Source organism: Terrimonas ferruginea DSM 30193 (assembly GCF_000425585.1).
GTDB classification, from domain to species: domain Bacteria; phylum Bacteroidota; class Bacteroidia; order Chitinophagales; family Chitinophagaceae; genus Terrimonas; species Terrimonas ferruginea.
On the sequence record NZ_KE384402.1, the window covers coordinates 105,177 to 119,801 of the forward strand.

The following is a 14,625-nucleotide window of genomic DNA, read 5'->3' on the forward strand; positions in this document are numbered from 1 at the left end:
GGATCAACACCCGGCAAAAATCCTTCCATGTGGCAACGACCTCTTTTGTTTATCTCAGAAAGTTTAAATCATGTATCGATTTACCCCGGGACTTACCCTCGGATTTCACGGATGCGATGAAAGTATTCGCGATGCTGTTGTTAATGGAAGTAAAATGCTAAACTACAGCCGCAACAAATATGACTGGTTGGGATCAGGAATTTATTTCTGGGAGAATGATTATGAACGCGCGTTGGATTTTGCACAAAACCACCCTGCAAAAACGATCCGGCAACCAACGGTCCTAGGTGCCGTAATTGACCCTGGCTACTGCCTGAATTTAGTGAATACGATGGATAGACGACTTATATTGGACTCCTATTCTATTTACAAACAACACTTATCAGGCATCCACAATAAAATGGATTTGCGAAAGCTCGATTATCGGGTCATTGAAAATCTCCATAACATGCGGCAATCCTTAAACCAGCTCCCGTTCGAATCCATCCGCAGTGCATTCACAGAAGGACCTGAATTATATCCCGGCGCAGGTTTCAGGGAAAAAGATCATATCCAGCTCTGCATTCGCAACCCCAACTGCATAAAAGCCTTTTTTATTCCCAGACTTGAAGTAGAGTGGCCCCCTGTAAACAAGCCATCATGACAGAACATACTCCCGCCCTTGTTGGTGTTAACACCAACAAGGGTACCTACAACCCAAAGCAGGCATCAGAAATCTCAACGACTTTGCTGTTAATCCATCATTTATGCCTTTTATTCCCAGACTTGAAGTAGATTGGCCTTCGTTAAATTAAGTATCATGACAGAACAACAAATCCGCCCGGCCGTTGCTGCCGCCGTTTTTAATAACCAAGGCCAGATTCTTCTTCAAAAAAGAAAAGATGTCAATCGCTGGGGACTGATCTCAGGTCACGTTGAATTTGGTGAAAGTGTTGAAGAAGCCATGCTGAGAGAGATAACGGAAGAAACAGGCACACAGGCACAACTTTTACGCCTTATTGGTGTGTATTCTTCTCCTTCATCCCAGACATACCATTACACCGATAAAACGGTTCAGTACATCACCACCTATTTTGAAGCACGCTTACAAAATGAGTTCCCCGAAAATTTTTCCAACGAAGAAACAGCAGCGCTCCGGTTCTTTCATCCCGACCAAATACCCGCAAACGAACTCGCTCAGTTGCACCCCAACTGGCTCACTGACGCCTTAAGTCCCGCAACCTCCGTATACATCCGTTGATGGCTATGTGGCTTCGCTTTAATATTTTTGCAATACATGTCTGCAACGCCTGTTAACGAAATCACACCCTTACGCACCGTACACGCCGTACGCTACGTAACACCTCTCCGCGAAGGCGGCTCACTGCCCGCCATCGCAGAAGCGGATGACGGTTTTCTGTACGTACTCAAATTCAGAGGAGCCGGTCAGGGTGTTAAAGCACTCATTGCCGATCTCATCGGCGCCGAACTCGCGCGCCTGCTGGGCTTTAAAGTACCCGAACTCGTTTTCGTTCAGTTGGACGCCGCATTCGGACGCACAGAACCCGATGAAGAAATCCAGGAATTGCTGCGCAAAAGCACCGGTCTCAACCTCGGTTTGCATTATCTCTCCGGCTCTATCACCTACGACCCTGCCGTTACACCATTGCCTGCAGAACTGGCATCGAAAGTGGTTTGGCTGGATGCCTTTCTCATGAACGTAGACCGGACGGCCCGCAATACCAATATGCTTAGTTGGAACAAAGAGCTCTGGCTGATCGATCATGGCGCCTCGCTTTATTTTCACCATAACTGGCCCGACTGGCAGCAACAGGCGGCCAGGCCTTTTGCCCAGATCAAAGATCATGTGTTGCTCAACCAGGCATCGGAGCTGGAAAAAGCAGACAAAGAAGCGCATGCCCTGATCACACCCGATCGGATCCGTGATATTGTTTCGCTGATCCCCGACGAATGGCTTGCATTGAATGCAGAAATAAATTCACCCGATGAAGGCCGGGATGTTTATACACGTTTCCTTACAACCCGCCTCCAATCTTCTCACCTGTTTTTAAACGAAGCACTGCATGCAAGAGCGTCACTTGTTTGAGTATGCGGTGATCCGCATTGTTCCCCGCGTAGAACGCGAAGAATTCCTGAATGCAGGAGTGATCGTCTATTGCAAATCACTCTGCTTTCTCGATATGAAATACGTGGTCAACCACGAAAAACTGCATGCATTTGCCCCTGATATCGACTGCAACGAACTGAAGGAACATCTCACCGCTTTTGCGTCCATCTGCGCCGGAAAAAAAGATGCCGGCCCGATTGCGTTACTGGAACCTGCACTCCGTTTCCGCTGGCTAACGGCCTGGCGCAGTACCATCGTGCAGACTTCGCGCGTACATCCCGGGCTTACTACAGATGCAGACGCAACACTCATCCGGCTTTTCGACCAATTGGTTTTATAAGCCAGATGCCTGCCACAAATCGTAAATTTGTGCAAATCATCTATTGTGTTTCGTCATAAAGGCAAAACCCGAACACCACTGCACAACCTCCGGCTGGCCTCGATTTTATCGGCTGTTGCAGGTATGGTCAACGTTACCGGCTACCTGGCGATCGGACAACTGACCACCAATGTAACCGGGCACTTTGCCTATTTTGCCGAAGACCTGTCCCACGGAAATTACTACCGGGCGGGCGTATTGCTGCTTTTCGTGCTTTCTTTCCTGACGGGCGCTTTTGTTTCCGGATGTCTGACTGAATTCTTTTCGCGCCGCAACGACCGGTACCGGTATATGGTACCCGTGCTGCTCGAAGGGCTGATCCTCGTCGCCCTGTCATTGCTACCACTACTTGCAGCCGAACGATGGACCTATATAATTGCCTGCCTGCTGTTATTTGCCATGGGTTTACAAAATGCGCTCGTGACATCTGTGTCCAACGCCATCGTACGGACCACCCACCTCACCGGGTTATTCACCGATCTGGGGATCGAATTGGCGCAATGGTCGTATTACCGGCAGCCTGATGATCGCAAAAAGCTCCGGACTTCGATCAAACTGCGTATCGTAATCGTCGGTTGCTTCATGGCAGGGTGTGTAACAGGTGGCATCCTCTTCAGCCACCTGCACATGAAGGTGCTGCTGCTCGCCGCAATGCTGCTTGCAACGGCGCTGACCTACGACACCTTGCGTTACCAGGTGTTGTTGCTTCGGAGAAAATATCATCATCACCGGTAGTTTTCGGCTTGGTTAGCATCCGCTTGTTGTATTTTTACGCCGTCAGCTTTAAATCTTTGTTTTACCTGCAATGGATCTATTAACAGTAACGGATATCAGTAAGCAACTTCCCGGCGGTTTTACCCTCGCTCCTATCAGTTTTGAAGTGCCGGCTTTGCGCAAGATCGCATTGGCGGGAGAAACCGGTTCGGGCAAAACCACACTTCTCCGCATCATCGGCGGACTTATTCAACCCGATTCCGGCGAAGTAAGATTGGAAGGAAAAAAAGTGAAAGGGCCGATGGAAAAACTCATTCCCGGACATGAACGCATCGCCTATTTATCCCAGCATTACGAACTTCCCAATCATTACACCGTAGAAAATATTCTCGAGTACGCCAGCAAAATGCCGGAACATACCGCGGAACAATTATACGAAATCTGCCAGATAACGCATTTACTCAAACGCAAAACTGACCAGCTTTCCGGAGGAGAAAAACAACGTATCGCGCTGGCGAGGATGTTAACCACACTGCCGGATCTGCTATTATTAGATGAACCTTTTTCCAATGCAGACATGCTGCACAAACAACGGCTCAAGGAGGTGATACGTGATATCGGTGAACAACTGAGCATTACCTGCATATTGGTATCTCACGATCCGCTGGACAGTCTTTCATGGGCCGACGAGCTGCTGGTACTGCGCGATGGCAAACTCATACAGCGCGATAATCCGCTTGACATTTACCATCAGCCCAAAAACGAATATGTTGCGGGGTTGTTTGGCACCTATAACCTGTTGCCTTCCGAACTTTTCCCTCGATTATCCGCCGGTGCACAGATCATGATCCGCCCGGAGCAATTTATTCCGACCGACCAGTCCGAAGCGATCGTATCCGGTATCGTTAAGGAAGTATTGTTCTACGGAAGTTTTACGGAACTGGAGGTGCGGATCGCCAACCGTTCCCTCTGGGTGCGAGTGCTGGAGCCCCGTTACAGCAAGGGCGACGTGATCCACCTCACCATGGCGCTGGGTAGCCTGCATGCGCTCTGATTCCTTACATTTGTATCTATGGATTTGTTTGAACGCATTCACGCCCATGTCAACCGCAGTTCCCGCCTCTCCGATGCCGATCTCGAAATCATGGATGGCTTATTGGAAAAGCGAATGATAAAACGCAAAACCATGTTGCTGCAGGAAGGCGAAGTATGCCATTTCGAAGCGTTCGTGAACCAGGGATGTATCCGCTCTTATTATTTGGATGAAAACGGATTTGAAGTGACGCTGCAATTTGCAATAGAAGACTGGTGGGTCAGCGATATCGCCAGTTTCCATGAGCAGAAACCCAGTCACATGTTCATCGAAGCATTGGAAGATTGTGAACTGTTAGTCCTCAATCCCGCCACCAAAGAATCACTGCTTCAGCAACTCCCCTCACTCGAAAGGTATTTCCGGCTGATGGTTCAACGCAATCTCTCCTCCCTGCAATCACGTTTATTTAAAACAATAGCCACGTCGGCGCAGGACAAGTACCTCGACTTCCTGGAAAAATATCCCACCATCCCGCAACGTGTACCCCAACATTATATAGCTTCCTACCTCGGCATCTCCCCTGAATTTTTGAGTAAAATAAGAACGAGAATGGCCAGGAAGTCAATTTGAGAATTAGATAATTTGAAAATTTGGCAATAAAATGCATTTTCGAATTGTCAAATTGTCTAATTAGCATTTCTTGTCCTGGTTCAATGTTTTTCCGTTCCGGTTGTGCCAATTTTGAGGTACAAAAATCACGCAGGATGGAACGAAAAGATTTTCTGAAAAAAGGCTTATTGGGGACCGGCATGCTGGTTACCAATGCGGCATTGGGCGGAGTGCTCCGCAACGACATCGACGAGTTGAAAGAGCTGGAAGTTATGGGTTTGAATCACTTACCCAACCCGCAAACATGGCAGGGACCTTTTGCAGTATTGCATCGCGCCCATACCCGCGGTCATGCCTCACACGGTTGGCTCGACAGTCACCAGACTTTCAGTTTTGCCAACTATTATAATCCGGACAGTATGCATTTCGGGGTGCTGCGCGTGCTGAACGATGACCGCATAGATGCGTCGAAGGGTTTTGGCCGTCATCCGCACGACAACATGGAGATCATTTCCATACCACTGGAAGGAGATCTCGAACACAAAGACAGCCTCGGCAACACCGCCGTGATCCGCGCAGGCGACATCCAGGTGATGAGTGCCGGCACTGGTGTCTTTCACAGCGAATACAATAAGAACGACGATCGCGAAGCACGTTTTTTACAAATCTGGGTGTTCCCGCGTCAACGCAATGTGGAGCCGCGTTATGATCAGTTAACGCTGGATATACATGCACGCAAAAATAAATTGCAACAAATCCTTTCTCCCAATCCGGGCGATGAAGGTGTATGGATTCACCAGGACGCCTGGTTTCACATGGGACGATTCGACAAAGACATTTCCGTTGATTATTCACTGAAGAAAAAAGACAACGGCATTTACGTATTTGTGATCAATGGCAGCGTGCAGATTGATGATGTTACACTTGACAAACGCGATGGCCTGGGCATTTGGAATATCTCCGGACTCTCCCTCCAATCGTTGAGTGACGACACCGAAATACTGATCATGGAAATCCCGATGACCATTTCATAAAAAAAGAAGCATGTCAATCAATAAAACAGCCACCACACAATATCCCGTTATCGATCTCATTCGGCAGCGCTGGAGTCCGCGGAGTTTTGCGACAAAGCCATTTCGCCGGACGATATGCATACGATCCTCGAAGCTGCATCGTGGTCGTTCAGCGCCATGAACGAACAACCCTGGCGATATGCCGTTGCTTATCGCGGTACAGCACTCTTTGATATCTTTTCATCCTGGCTGGCGGCCGGCAATCAGCCTTGGGCGAAGCATGCAGCGGCTTTAGTGCTGAGCAGCACCGTTACTTCGTTTGCGAGTGGCCGTCCTTACCCTGATGCGTTGCATGATGCAGGCGCTGCCAATATGTTGCTGACATTACAGGCGGGAAGCATGGGCATCGGCGTTCACCCGATGGCAGGATTTGATAAAGCAGCAGCGGAATCATTTTTGCCCGAAGGGCTGCAACCCGTGATCATGCTGGCAATGGGTTATCCTGATACGCATGAGAAATTGGATCAGCCTTACCGTACGCGTGAACTGGCACCCCGAACACGCAAATCACTAAATGAATTTCTCCTTAACGCAGAATAACAATGTTATGAAACTGAACATACTGGTATTGTGCAGTCACCCTGAAATAAAAGACACGATCTTACGCTTGCTGTCTGCAGAAGCTGATTGGAATGCCGAAGCCGCCATCAATGCAGAAGAGGCATTACAGGCAAAAGGCAATTATGATGTCATCTTACTCGGCAGTGGCTTTTCACTGTCAGCCGACAAAGAACTTTGCAATCATTTGCAACAACAACATCCCAGCGCCCGCATCATCGAACATTACGGCGGCGGAAGTGGATTATTGTTTGGCGAAATAAGAGCTGTAATTTGAAAATTTACCCTGACACTTCGGGATTGATAATAAAAAAATGCATTCCCAAATTATCAAATCTTCAAATTACCTAATTAGTATTTCTTGTCCTGGTTCAATGTTTGCCGCCAATACAAACAGGATATTTGCTCTATAAAACCACAGATCATGAATAATCAAATAAAAGGCCTGCATCACATTACGGCCATTGCATCTGACGCGCAACGTAACTACGATTTCTATACACGCATACTGGGTTTACGCATGGTAAAGAAGACCGTCAACTTCGACGATCCGCAAACCTATCATTTCTATTTTGGCGATGAACAAGGTACGCCCGGCACCATTCTCACTTTCTTTCCCTGGACACATGCCCGCGCCGGCAAACCCGGTACCGGTATGGCTACCGAAATCGGTTATGCTGTACCCGCTGACAGCCTTGACTTCTGGCAACAACGTTTTAAAGAAATGAATGTGCCACACGGTCCTGTCCGCGAAGAATTTGGTGACACGGTATTACCTTTTTCCGATCCTGACGGGTTGCAACTGAAACTGGTGGTTCCTGCCAATGCAGATCCACGCAAACCCTGGACAACCAACGCAGTGAATGAAAACAAGGCTACACGCGGTTTTCACAGTGTGGCGCTTAGTTTAAAAAACACCGATGATACCGCTAAAATACTGACCGATATCTTTGGTTATAATCTCGACAATCAAGAAAATAACCGCTATCGTTTCAAAACTGACGTAATTGAAACCGCCAATCTCGTCGATCTGATTCTCGACCCGGAAGCAGGTCATGGTATCAATGCAGCTGGCACCAATCACCACGTGGCATTCAGGGTGAGTGACGAAGAAGTGCTGATGCATTTCAGGGAGAAAATATTATCTGCCGGATTCAACATCACGCCCAAGATCAACCGTGACTATTTCTTCTCACTTTATTTCAGAGAACCCGGCGGCGTATTATTTGAACTGGCCACTGACAATCCCGGATTTGCGACTGATGAAACGGTAGAGAACCTGGGAACAAGTCTGCGCTTGCCCAAGCAATATGAGCAGGCGCGTGAGCAAATCGAAAAAATCTTACCTAAACTCACACAGGCATGAGCAACGCACAACAACATACATTAGATATCCGCCAAAGTGGCCGTCCGTTGGACGGCGCTTCGCGGGTGTTGATCCTGCTGCATGGACGCGGCGGATCGGCAGAAGACATAATCGGATTGGCGAATCACTTATCGGTGGATGGATTTACGTTACTGGCGCCGCAGGCAACAAATAACACCTGGTATCCGTATTCGTTTATGATGCCGCATAAAGCCAATGAGCCATGGTTGAGCAGTGCCCTTGAAAATGTAGCGGCAGTAGTGGATGAAGCAATAAAAGCTGGTGTAGAAAAAAAAGACATCTACTTCGCGGGCTTTTCGCAGGGGGCGTGTTTGATGCTGGAATACCTGGCGCGTAATGGAGAAGAGTATGGAGGCGCGGCGGCCTTCACAGGTGGACTGATCGGCGAAAGGCCGGATCAATCGGTTTATAAAGGTAACTTCGGTGGCATGCCTGTTTACCTAGGCACCAGCGATCCCGATCCGCATGTGCCGGTGGAGCGTGTGAAATTTACAACAGCCGTATTGGAAAAAATGGGCGCGAAAGTAACGGAGAGAATATATCCGGGCATGGGGCATACGATAACGAAGGAAGAAATAGATGAGGCGAATAAAGTCGTATTTAGTAGTTAGTAAACTCTCTTTGCGCCTTAACTACTTTGCGCCGCTGCGTGAAAAATTCACGCAAAGAAGCATAAGGAGCAAAGGCGCTCAAAAGCAATGACCTATGGAATTTAAGTATACAAGACTGTATTCCGACTCGCGCGGGGAAAGTCTTTTCGAAGACAAAACGATTCCCATGCGATCAGCCGGGACGATCGGTTTTTTGTCAGAGCTATTTCCGGTAGAAGGTATCATCTTTCGTGAGGTGGAAGCGAATTATGACTATGACTTTCACCATGCACCGCAGCGGCAATTCCTGGTGTTGCTGGACGGAGAGATCGAAATAGAAACATCTTTGGGAGAAAAAAGAACATTCAAGACCGGCGACGTGTTGCTGCTGGAAGATGTGGCCGGTAAAGGGCATCGCACGAGAAATGTCCGCCAGGAACCGAGAAGGTCGTTATTTATCCCGCTCCGGGCGAAATAGAAAAATTTCTACGATTTCGCTAGAATCTTTTCCCTTTCGAATGGGTGATTTCTTTTTATGGCTTTTCTGTCGTAACTAGATGTGTGGTGGTACCCGTTTTTTAAACCAATACTCCAAGTGATTGATGCAGGCTGAGAGGTCTGCATTTTTTTTGTCAGTCTACATTCTTGTAAACCTTTCGCGTTGACAAGATGATTCTCTGTAATATGCTGAAACCTTTATTTACTTCATATTTCAATACCCATAAATAACGGACATACTTGTTCGTTTTATAATCGAGCATATCCACGGTCAGCGGAAGAGACGAATAATCTCGAAAATGATACAGGTCCATCAATAATTGTTCCCATGAACCCGCGGAGCAATTAAGAAAGATGACGGTCTGAATATCCTGTACACCAAAAAAAGAAGCCGTGTCACGGGAAAGGTGCTGATTATATTTTACCTGACTGATAAAATCTTCATTAGTCAGCAGATCATAGAAGAATTCGGTCGAGTCACCGCCGTTGAGTTTTCCATACTCGATGTGCTGGTCAGGTCCTCCATTGCAAAAATCTCGGAAAGCATATCCATATTTGTCACCATAAAAACAGACGACGGCGGAGTCTTTTAAATCCGCCTCTTTTTGCAGCTCAGCTTTTACAAATGCGGCAAACTGACGATAAACCAGCGTATCATAGCTCTGCCCAAACGTAAAGACCGAAAAAAGTAAACCAGCAAAAAAAGTGATAGTCCGGTATAGCATAAGCATGGTTAAGGTCACCGAAAGTATCAAGCGGATTTTTAAAAAAGTGTTAAGGATGAGCGAACAATGATTCTTATGCTTAAATCGAGAGCGCGCAGAGCACCGAAGCAAATTTATTGCCCGTCACGCCGATCGCGTGGTAGTCCTACCACGGCGAACCGCTGTAGTAGTTCAGGCTGAAGCCATACGCATCTCTCGACACTTTTGAATGAGCCGATCCGCTCTTACCGCCTTCGCCCATGTCATAGGTGCCGTCACCTACCTGTGTACCGTTCACGCCTTTCAAAAGAGGCCTTTTAGAAGGCTTCTGGAAATAAATTATTTAGAGAAAATTTTAGGGACTAGATAATTGAGCGCACTATAAGAAAAGAAGCAGTTGAAATGCCTCAAAAAATGCTTTTTATGATTTGTTGGAAAAATTACTGTAATGCGCTAAAGCTTGACATGGATAGGAATTTTTTGAGATGCCACACAATATAATATCATTTATCTCGTCCAACAACCCAACCTTCTTTTTCCCCGCTTCAACAACCTCAGCCTGCAACTCATGCCTCCTTTCAAGGTTTTTATCCCACCCCACTCCAACTTGCAGGCAAATCAGCACCGCCGATGAAAACAAAGAATAAAGGCCAGGCCACGATCTTCCGCAACAAATACCTCGAACTGTTGACAAAAACGCATCCTGCGGTCATCTTTGCGATGTACGTACCCGTTATTATCTATCTGTTGTGGTACAGCACCGCGCGGGCCGGTTATCCTTTGTGGCAAACAATGCTCACTTATTTCGGTGCCCTCTTCTTCTGGACATTATTCGAATACATCGCTCACCGTTTTTTGTTTCACCTTGTCAGCCGCAACCGGCGATTGAGCCGCGTCACCTACGTGCTGCACGGCAATCATCACGAATATCCGCGCGATAAACAGCGCCTGTTCATGCCGCCCGTACCGAGCATACTTATTTCAAGTGTATTGTTCACCATTTTTTACCTGATGATGGGCATAAGAGCTTTTGCTTTCTTCCCGGGTTTTATTTCCGGTTATCTTTTGTACGGAAGCATGCATTATGCCATTCATGCATTTGCTCCTCCGTTCAAATGGCTCAAACCTTTGTGGCGCAATCATCACCTGCATCATTACAAAGACGAAGAGAAAGGTTTTGGTGTGAGCTCGGTGTTGTGGGATAAAGTTTTCGGCACCATGTTCCCGGCTAAAAACGGTGACGTACCCGATAAATCATTTTAAAATATTGATCATGACAAACCAGTTGTTAACCTACACCCTTATTACCGGCGCGGGCTCCGGCCTGGGCAAAGAATTTGCGCGCCAGTGTGCCGCAAGCGGCCGCAATCTTTTATTGCTTGCGTTGCCCGGCAGCGGAATAGCCAGCGTTGCCACACAGCTTGAATGGGAATACACCATCCGTGCGGTTGCAGTTGAAGTAGACCTCAGCGATGTCGATCAGCTACAAACTGTCATTCCTCCCCTGCTCGAAGCTTATCCTGTCGATTTCCTGCTCAACAATGCTGGTATAGGCGGCACGTCTCCGATAGCCGGTTCTTCAATCGATATGATCGACCGCATCATCCAACTCAACGTGCGTGGCACGGCCATGCTCACGCGCATGCTTATTCCTTATTTACTGAAACAACCCAACAGTTTTATCCTGAATGTCTCGAGCATGGCAGCTTTTACACCCATTGCGTATAAAACGGTTTATCCCGCTTCCAAAGCATTCATTTCCTCCTTCTCTCTCGGTCTTCGCGAAGAACTTGCGGGCACTGGCATTTCCGTGAGTGTGGTTTATCCGGGCCCCATCATGACCAACTCCAATACGTCAAGACGTATACTGGCGCAGGGATTGAAAGCGAGACTGGGACTATTATCCACGGCGGCCATCGCCTTTTTTGCTTTGAAAAAAACATGGGAAGGCGAACCCGTTATTATTCCCGGCATCATCAATCGTATCAACCAGCGCCTGATGCACTGGCTTCCTTCGGGATGGAAGTTGCGCATGGTATCACGTGAAGTAAAAAAGGAAATAACCCTCGGCTGATCAATATGGAAACAGTGCTCATTACCGGTGCCAATGGCTTTTTAGGAGCCCATCTTACGCGCGGGTTGTACAGGAAAGGTTTTGCCGTACGTGCAATGATCCGCGCCGGTGCCGACCGCAGAAGCATTGCGGATATCCCCTGCGAAATTTTTGAAGGAGCCATCGATAACAAAAACGATATCGACGCGGCATTGAGCGGCATCGATTTTGTTATTCATGCCGCATCCGTTACCACGCCCTGGGGATTCCCTTTTTCGCATTACGAACGCATCAATTACACTGCCACACGTATGCTCGCAGACGCCTGCATCCAGCATAAAATCCGCAAATTGGTTTATGTAAGCACGGCCAATACACTGGCACCGGGAACCCTTCAATATCCAGGAACCGAGCTGAGTCCTTTCACCCTTTTCAGCGCAGGCTCCGCGTACATCGACACCAAGTACCTCGCACAGCAATACATACTCGAACAAACCGCACAGCATAAATTACCCGCTGTGATCGTAAACCCTACTTTTATGATCGGTCCCGGTGATTTCAAACCCAGTTCCGGCCGTTTGTTGTTGTACGGCATGAATCGTTTCCTGCTGTTTTATCCACCGGGAGGGAAAAATTTTGTTGACGTCGCCGATGTGTGCACCGGTGTGATCGCCGCATTGGAAAAAGGCCGCACCGGCGAATGTTACCTCCTGGCCGGTGAAAATCTTTCTTACCGTGAATTCTTTCGCCTGATAAGGCGTTGGTCCGGACAACGCAGTCTGATGATCTCTTTACCCGCATGGCTGCTGCGTTTCACCGGTATGGCGGGTTCACTGATCGGGTATATAAGAGGACGCTCCCTGCCACTCAACCGTTCCGTAACGTACATGGCCTGTATCGGCAATTATTATTCAGCCAGGAAAGCCGAACGGGAATTGGATGTCCGCTTTTCGCCCGCGGGACAGGCCATACACCGGGCTCTGGACTGGTTTAAAGAAAATAACTACTTTTAATTTAACGATGATACAAAGCGATAGCGAACCCGATTTTCCCAATGACGGCCGTTTCTTTCAACACAAATGGATGCGGTATCTTTCACGCGTCTTATTGTTATACCTGTTCAGCATCATCTTCAAAACATTCGATCATACTTTCGTCACCGACCTTGGTATTTTCAATTTCCGCGGCCAGTTGTTCAGCCTTTTTTATGTAGTGTATGGACTGATCGTATGGGCAGCCGCTTCCTGGATCGCTGAAAAGATCGAGCAAAGGGTACGTACACTCAAAACAACCGCACGTTTACTTTTTTTATGCGGCGGGTTATTGCTCTTCGGTATAGTGGCCAGTTATGTGTACGGGTTGTTATACGGACTTTTTGACATCTGGCTTTTCAATCGTTATGAGGCATGGGAAAGTTTCAAAGCATTGAGCTATGATCTGATCCTCGGTATTTTCATGTTTTACCTGCTTACGCTCACCTTCAACGGTATTATTTTTTATTACAAAGCCTGGCAGCAATACCAATTGCATACCGAACGGCTGATGCGTGAAAATATTCAATCGCGCTACGAAGCGCTGCGCAACCAGATCGATCCGCATTTTTTCTTTAACTCGCTGAGTGTGCTCACCAACCTGGTGTACAAGAGTGCGGATCTTTCCGCTGAATATATTACACAACTCGCGCGTACCTACCGGTATATTCTTGACAGAAAACTAGAAACGCTTGTGCCGGTAAAAGCGGAACTGGAATTCCTGGATTCATTTTTATACCTCATGCGGATCCGGCACCAGGAAAGCATCCGCGTCAGCCTGCAGATCGATCAGCACACGCGCGACAAAGGCAGCATTCCGCCGGCATCGCTGCAACTGCTGGTTGAAAACGCGATCAAGCACAACCGTTTCTCGTCTAATGATCCGATCAATATTTCCGTTCGCGATGAAAACGGCTGGCTGATTGTTACCAACCCGCTACGGTTGAAAACACAACGCGATACCGGTACCGGCATCGGGCTGGAAAATATCCGCAAGCGCTATGAACTGATCAATGCGCCGCGGGTGGAAATAACCGAAACAGCAGAACAATTCATCGTTAAAATACCCGTTATCTTTTCATGATGAAAGTGGCCATATTTGAAGATGAACCGCACAATGCGGAGCGCCTGACCCACCTGCTGGATCAATGCTCGCCGGCAACGGAAGTGATTGCCATTATCGATTCAGTGGCAAAAGGACGAGCCTGGCTGGGCGAAGTGCCACCTGTGGATCTCTTACTGATGGATATCCAGCTTTCGGACGGCAATTGTTTTGAATTATTCGACGAACAATTATTGCGTAAGCCGGTGATCTTTACCACGGCCTACGACAGTTTCGCGCTGCAGGCCTTCAAGGTCAACAGCATCGACTACCTGCTCAAGCCGATCGACCAGGCCGACCTTCAACGCGCTCTTACTAAATGGCAGCAGTTGAGAACCGATCAGTATTCACTCGATGTGGGAAGGCTGGCCGAAGCGTTCATGCGCCGCGATCACACACGTTTTCTGGGACGGATCAACAATCAATTGATCTATGTAAAAGCTACAGATATTGCCTATGTACAATTTGCCAAAGGCATCACCTGGGCTATTACTTTTGCCGGTCAAAAATGGCCACTCGACTATTCACTCGAACAAATCGAGCAAATGCTGGACCGGCATTCCTTCTTCCGCATCAACCGCCAGTTTATCGTACACGTGGATGCGATCAAAAAAATAACGACCTATTACAACAGCCGGCTCATCCTGCAACTGGAACCGGCGGCGGAAGCGGATGTCCTCATCAGCCGCGACCGGGTAACCGCCTTTAAAAGCTGGCTCGAGGGCCGGCCGGTGTCCTGAAAACAGATACTGCAACGGCGCAACGCAACGAACCCTATCTTTACAGT

At 48.0% G+C, this 14,625-nt stretch carries 20 protein-coding genes; 18 read left to right on the forward strand and 2 right to left on the reverse strand.

From position 1 onward, the window contains the following. The first annotated feature begins 70 nt into the window (after positions 1-70). The 13 genes from H608_RS0119610 to H608_RS0119670 all read left to right on the forward strand — a co-directional run bounded on the left by H608_RS0119610 (position 71) and on the right by H608_RS0119670 (position 8,928). A complete protein-coding gene (locus H608_RS0119610) occupies positions 71-643 on the forward strand; it encodes a hypothetical protein (protein WP_028789178.1) in 573 nt (190 codons plus the stop codon). Positions 644-799: 156 nt separating this feature from the next. Further along, positions 800-1,240 carry an NUDIX domain-containing protein gene (locus tag H608_RS0119615; protein WP_038009250.1) on the forward strand — a complete coding sequence of 147 codons (441 nt, stop codon included), beginning with the start codon at positions 800-802 and terminating at the stop codon, positions 1,238-1,240. A 36-nt stretch (positions 1,241-1,276) separates the two neighbouring features. Beyond that, positions 1,277-2,086, forward strand: a complete 810-nt coding sequence (locus H608_RS0119620; protein WP_038009214.1) for a HipA family kinase — start codon at positions 1,277-1,279, stop codon at positions 2,084-2,086. After that, positions 2,064-2,447: a DUF3037 domain-containing protein gene (locus tag H608_RS0119625; protein WP_028789181.1), complete on the forward strand. Its 384-nt coding sequence runs from the start codon at positions 2,064-2,066 to the stop codon at positions 2,445-2,447. The genes H608_RS0119620 and H608_RS0119625 overlap by 23 nt, the downstream gene beginning before the upstream one ends. Positions 2,448-2,492: 45 nt before the next feature. After that, positions 2,493-3,221 (forward strand): YoaK family protein, encoded by a 729-nt coding sequence (locus H608_RS0119630; RefSeq protein ID WP_028789182.1) that lies wholly within the window; start codon positions 2,493-2,495, stop codon positions 3,219-3,221. 70 nt (positions 3,222-3,291) lie between these two features. Next, positions 3,292-4,254: an ABC transporter ATP-binding protein gene (locus H608_RS0119635; protein ID WP_028789183.1), complete on the forward strand. Its 963-nt coding sequence runs from the start codon at positions 3,292-3,294 to the stop codon at positions 4,252-4,254. 18 nt (positions 4,255-4,272) lie between these two features. Then, the gene (locus H608_RS0119640) at positions 4,273-4,863 is read left to right on the forward strand and encodes a Crp/Fnr family transcriptional regulator (protein WP_211227097.1); all 591 of its coding nucleotides are present in this window, start codon (positions 4,273-4,275) and stop codon (positions 4,861-4,863) included. Between the two features lie 134 nt (positions 4,864-4,997). Continuing rightward, positions 4,998-5,876 carry a pirin family protein gene (locus tag H608_RS0119645; protein ID WP_028789185.1) on the forward strand — a complete coding sequence of 293 codons (879 nt, stop codon included), beginning with the start codon at positions 4,998-5,000 and terminating at the stop codon, positions 5,874-5,876. A gap of 114 nt (positions 5,877-5,990) precedes the next feature. After that, positions 5,991-6,455, forward strand: coding sequence for a nitroreductase family protein (locus H608_RS23110; RefSeq protein ID WP_051268521.1), 465 nt, complete (start codon positions 5,991-5,993; stop codon positions 6,453-6,455). A gap of 7 nt (positions 6,456-6,462) precedes the next feature. Further along, entirely contained in the window at positions 6,463-6,750 is a 288-nt protein-coding gene (locus tag H608_RS0119655) for a hypothetical protein (RefSeq protein ID WP_028789186.1), read from the forward strand. Between the two features lie 147 nt (positions 6,751-6,897). Continuing rightward, the gene (locus H608_RS0119660) at positions 6,898-7,839 is read left to right on the forward strand and encodes a ring-cleaving dioxygenase (protein ID WP_028789187.1); all 942 of its coding nucleotides are present in this window, start codon (positions 6,898-6,900) and stop codon (positions 7,837-7,839) included. Beyond that, positions 7,836-8,471, forward strand: a complete 636-nt coding sequence (locus H608_RS0119665; RefSeq protein ID WP_038009215.1) for an alpha/beta hydrolase — start codon at positions 7,836-7,838, stop codon at positions 8,469-8,471. The genes H608_RS0119660 and H608_RS0119665 overlap by 4 nt, the downstream gene beginning before the upstream one ends. A 94-nt stretch (positions 8,472-8,565) precedes the next feature. Then, complete coding sequence (locus tag H608_RS0119670; protein WP_028789189.1) at positions 8,566-8,928, forward strand: cupin domain-containing protein; 363 nt, start codon at positions 8,566-8,568, stop codon at positions 8,926-8,928. Positions 8,929-9,082: 154 nt separating this feature from the next. Here the strand turns inward: H608_RS0119670 and H608_RS0119675 are convergent, their stop codons facing one another. Together H608_RS0119675 and H608_RS24485 are read right to left on the reverse strand one after the other, a co-directional pair. Beyond that, positions 9,083-9,673: a hypothetical protein gene (locus H608_RS0119675; RefSeq protein ID WP_162142909.1), complete on the reverse strand. Its 591-nt coding sequence runs from the start codon at positions 9,671-9,673 to the stop codon at positions 9,083-9,085. Positions 9,674-9,818: 145 nt separating this feature from the next. After that, the gene (locus H608_RS24485; protein WP_155990270.1) at positions 9,819-9,959 is read right to left on the reverse strand and encodes a hypothetical protein; all 141 of its coding nucleotides are present in this window, start codon (positions 9,957-9,959) and stop codon (positions 9,819-9,821) included. Positions 9,960-10,282: 323 nt separating this feature from the next. Between H608_RS24485 and H608_RS0119690 the strand changes: the two genes are divergently transcribed. The 5 genes from H608_RS0119690 to H608_RS0119710 are packed head-to-tail and all read left to right on the forward strand — an operon-like array spanning position 10,283 to position 14,578. Next, a complete protein-coding gene (locus H608_RS0119690) occupies positions 10,283-10,915 on the forward strand; it encodes a sterol desaturase family protein (protein WP_028789192.1) in 633 nt (210 codons plus the stop codon). Between the two features lie 10 nt (positions 10,916-10,925). After that, positions 10,926-11,726 (forward strand): SDR family NAD(P)-dependent oxidoreductase, encoded by an 801-nt coding sequence (locus H608_RS0119695; protein WP_038009217.1) that lies wholly within the window; start codon positions 10,926-10,928, stop codon positions 11,724-11,726. Between the two features lie 5 nt (positions 11,727-11,731). Beyond that, positions 11,732-12,718: an NAD-dependent epimerase/dehydratase family protein gene (locus H608_RS0119700; RefSeq protein WP_028789194.1), complete on the forward strand. Its 987-nt coding sequence runs from the start codon at positions 11,732-11,734 to the stop codon at positions 12,716-12,718. Between the two features lie 7 nt (positions 12,719-12,725). Further along, positions 12,726-13,820: a sensor histidine kinase gene (locus H608_RS23915; RefSeq protein ID WP_051268523.1), complete on the forward strand. Its 1,095-nt coding sequence runs from the start codon at positions 12,726-12,728 to the stop codon at positions 13,818-13,820. Beyond that, a complete protein-coding gene (locus tag H608_RS0119710; RefSeq protein WP_051268525.1) occupies positions 13,817-14,578 on the forward strand; it encodes a LytR/AlgR family response regulator transcription factor in 762 nt (253 codons plus the stop codon). The genes H608_RS23915 and H608_RS0119710 overlap by 4 nt, the downstream gene beginning before the upstream one ends. The last annotated feature ends 47 nt before the right edge of the window (positions 14,579-14,625 follow it).

Bases quoted from the DNA above. Each gene is read 5' to 3' on its own strand.
- H608_RS0119670 (WP_028789189.1), top strand. From the start codon at position 8,566: ATGGAATTTAAGTATACAAGACTGTATTCCGACTCGCGCGGGGAAAGT.
- H608_RS0119700 (WP_028789194.1), top strand. From the start codon at position 11,732: ATGGAAACAGTGCTCATTACCGGTGCCAATGGCTTTTTAGGAGCCCAT.
- H608_RS0119620 (WP_038009214.1), top strand. From the start codon at position 1,277: ATGTCTGCAACGCCTGTTAACGAAATCACACCCTTACGCACCGTACAC.
- H608_RS0119655 (WP_028789186.1), top strand. From the start codon at position 6,463: ATGAAACTGAACATACTGGTATTGTGCAGTCACCCTGAAATAAAAGAC.
- H608_RS0119610 (WP_028789178.1), top strand. From the start codon at position 71: ATGTATCGATTTACCCCGGGACTTACCCTCGGATTTCACGGATGCGAT.
- H608_RS0119690 (WP_028789192.1), top strand. From the start codon at position 10,283: ATGAAAACAAAGAATAAAGGCCAGGCCACGATCTTCCGCAACAAATAC.
- H608_RS0119665 (WP_038009215.1), top strand. From the start codon at position 7,836: ATGAGCAACGCACAACAACATACATTAGATATCCGCCAAAGTGGCCGT.
- H608_RS0119710 (WP_051268525.1), top strand. From the start codon at position 13,817: ATGATGAAAGTGGCCATATTTGAAGATGAACCGCACAATGCGGAGCGC.
- H608_RS0119645 (WP_028789185.1), top strand. From the start codon at position 4,998: ATGGAACGAAAAGATTTTCTGAAAAAAGGCTTATTGGGGACCGGCATG.
- H608_RS0119625 (WP_028789181.1), top strand. From the start codon at position 2,064: ATGCAAGAGCGTCACTTGTTTGAGTATGCGGTGATCCGCATTGTTCCC.
- H608_RS0119615 (WP_038009250.1), top strand. From the start codon at position 800: ATGACAGAACAACAAATCCGCCCGGCCGTTGCTGCCGCCGTTTTTAAT.
- H608_RS0119675 (WP_162142909.1), bottom strand. From the start codon at position 9,673: ATGCTATACCGGACTATCACTTTTTTTGCTGGTTTACTTTTTTCGGTC.
- H608_RS0119635 (WP_028789183.1), top strand. From the start codon at position 3,292: ATGGATCTATTAACAGTAACGGATATCAGTAAGCAACTTCCCGGCGGT.
- H608_RS23110 (WP_051268521.1), top strand. From the start codon at position 5,991: ATGCATACGATCCTCGAAGCTGCATCGTGGTCGTTCAGCGCCATGAAC.
- H608_RS0119640 (WP_211227097.1), top strand. From the start codon at position 4,273: ATGGATTTGTTTGAACGCATTCACGCCCATGTCAACCGCAGTTCCCGC.
- H608_RS0119695 (WP_038009217.1), top strand. From the start codon at position 10,926: ATGACAAACCAGTTGTTAACCTACACCCTTATTACCGGCGCGGGCTCC.
- H608_RS23915 (WP_051268523.1), top strand. From the start codon at position 12,726: ATGATACAAAGCGATAGCGAACCCGATTTTCCCAATGACGGCCGTTTC.
- H608_RS0119660 (WP_028789187.1), top strand. From the start codon at position 6,898: ATGAATAATCAAATAAAAGGCCTGCATCACATTACGGCCATTGCATCT.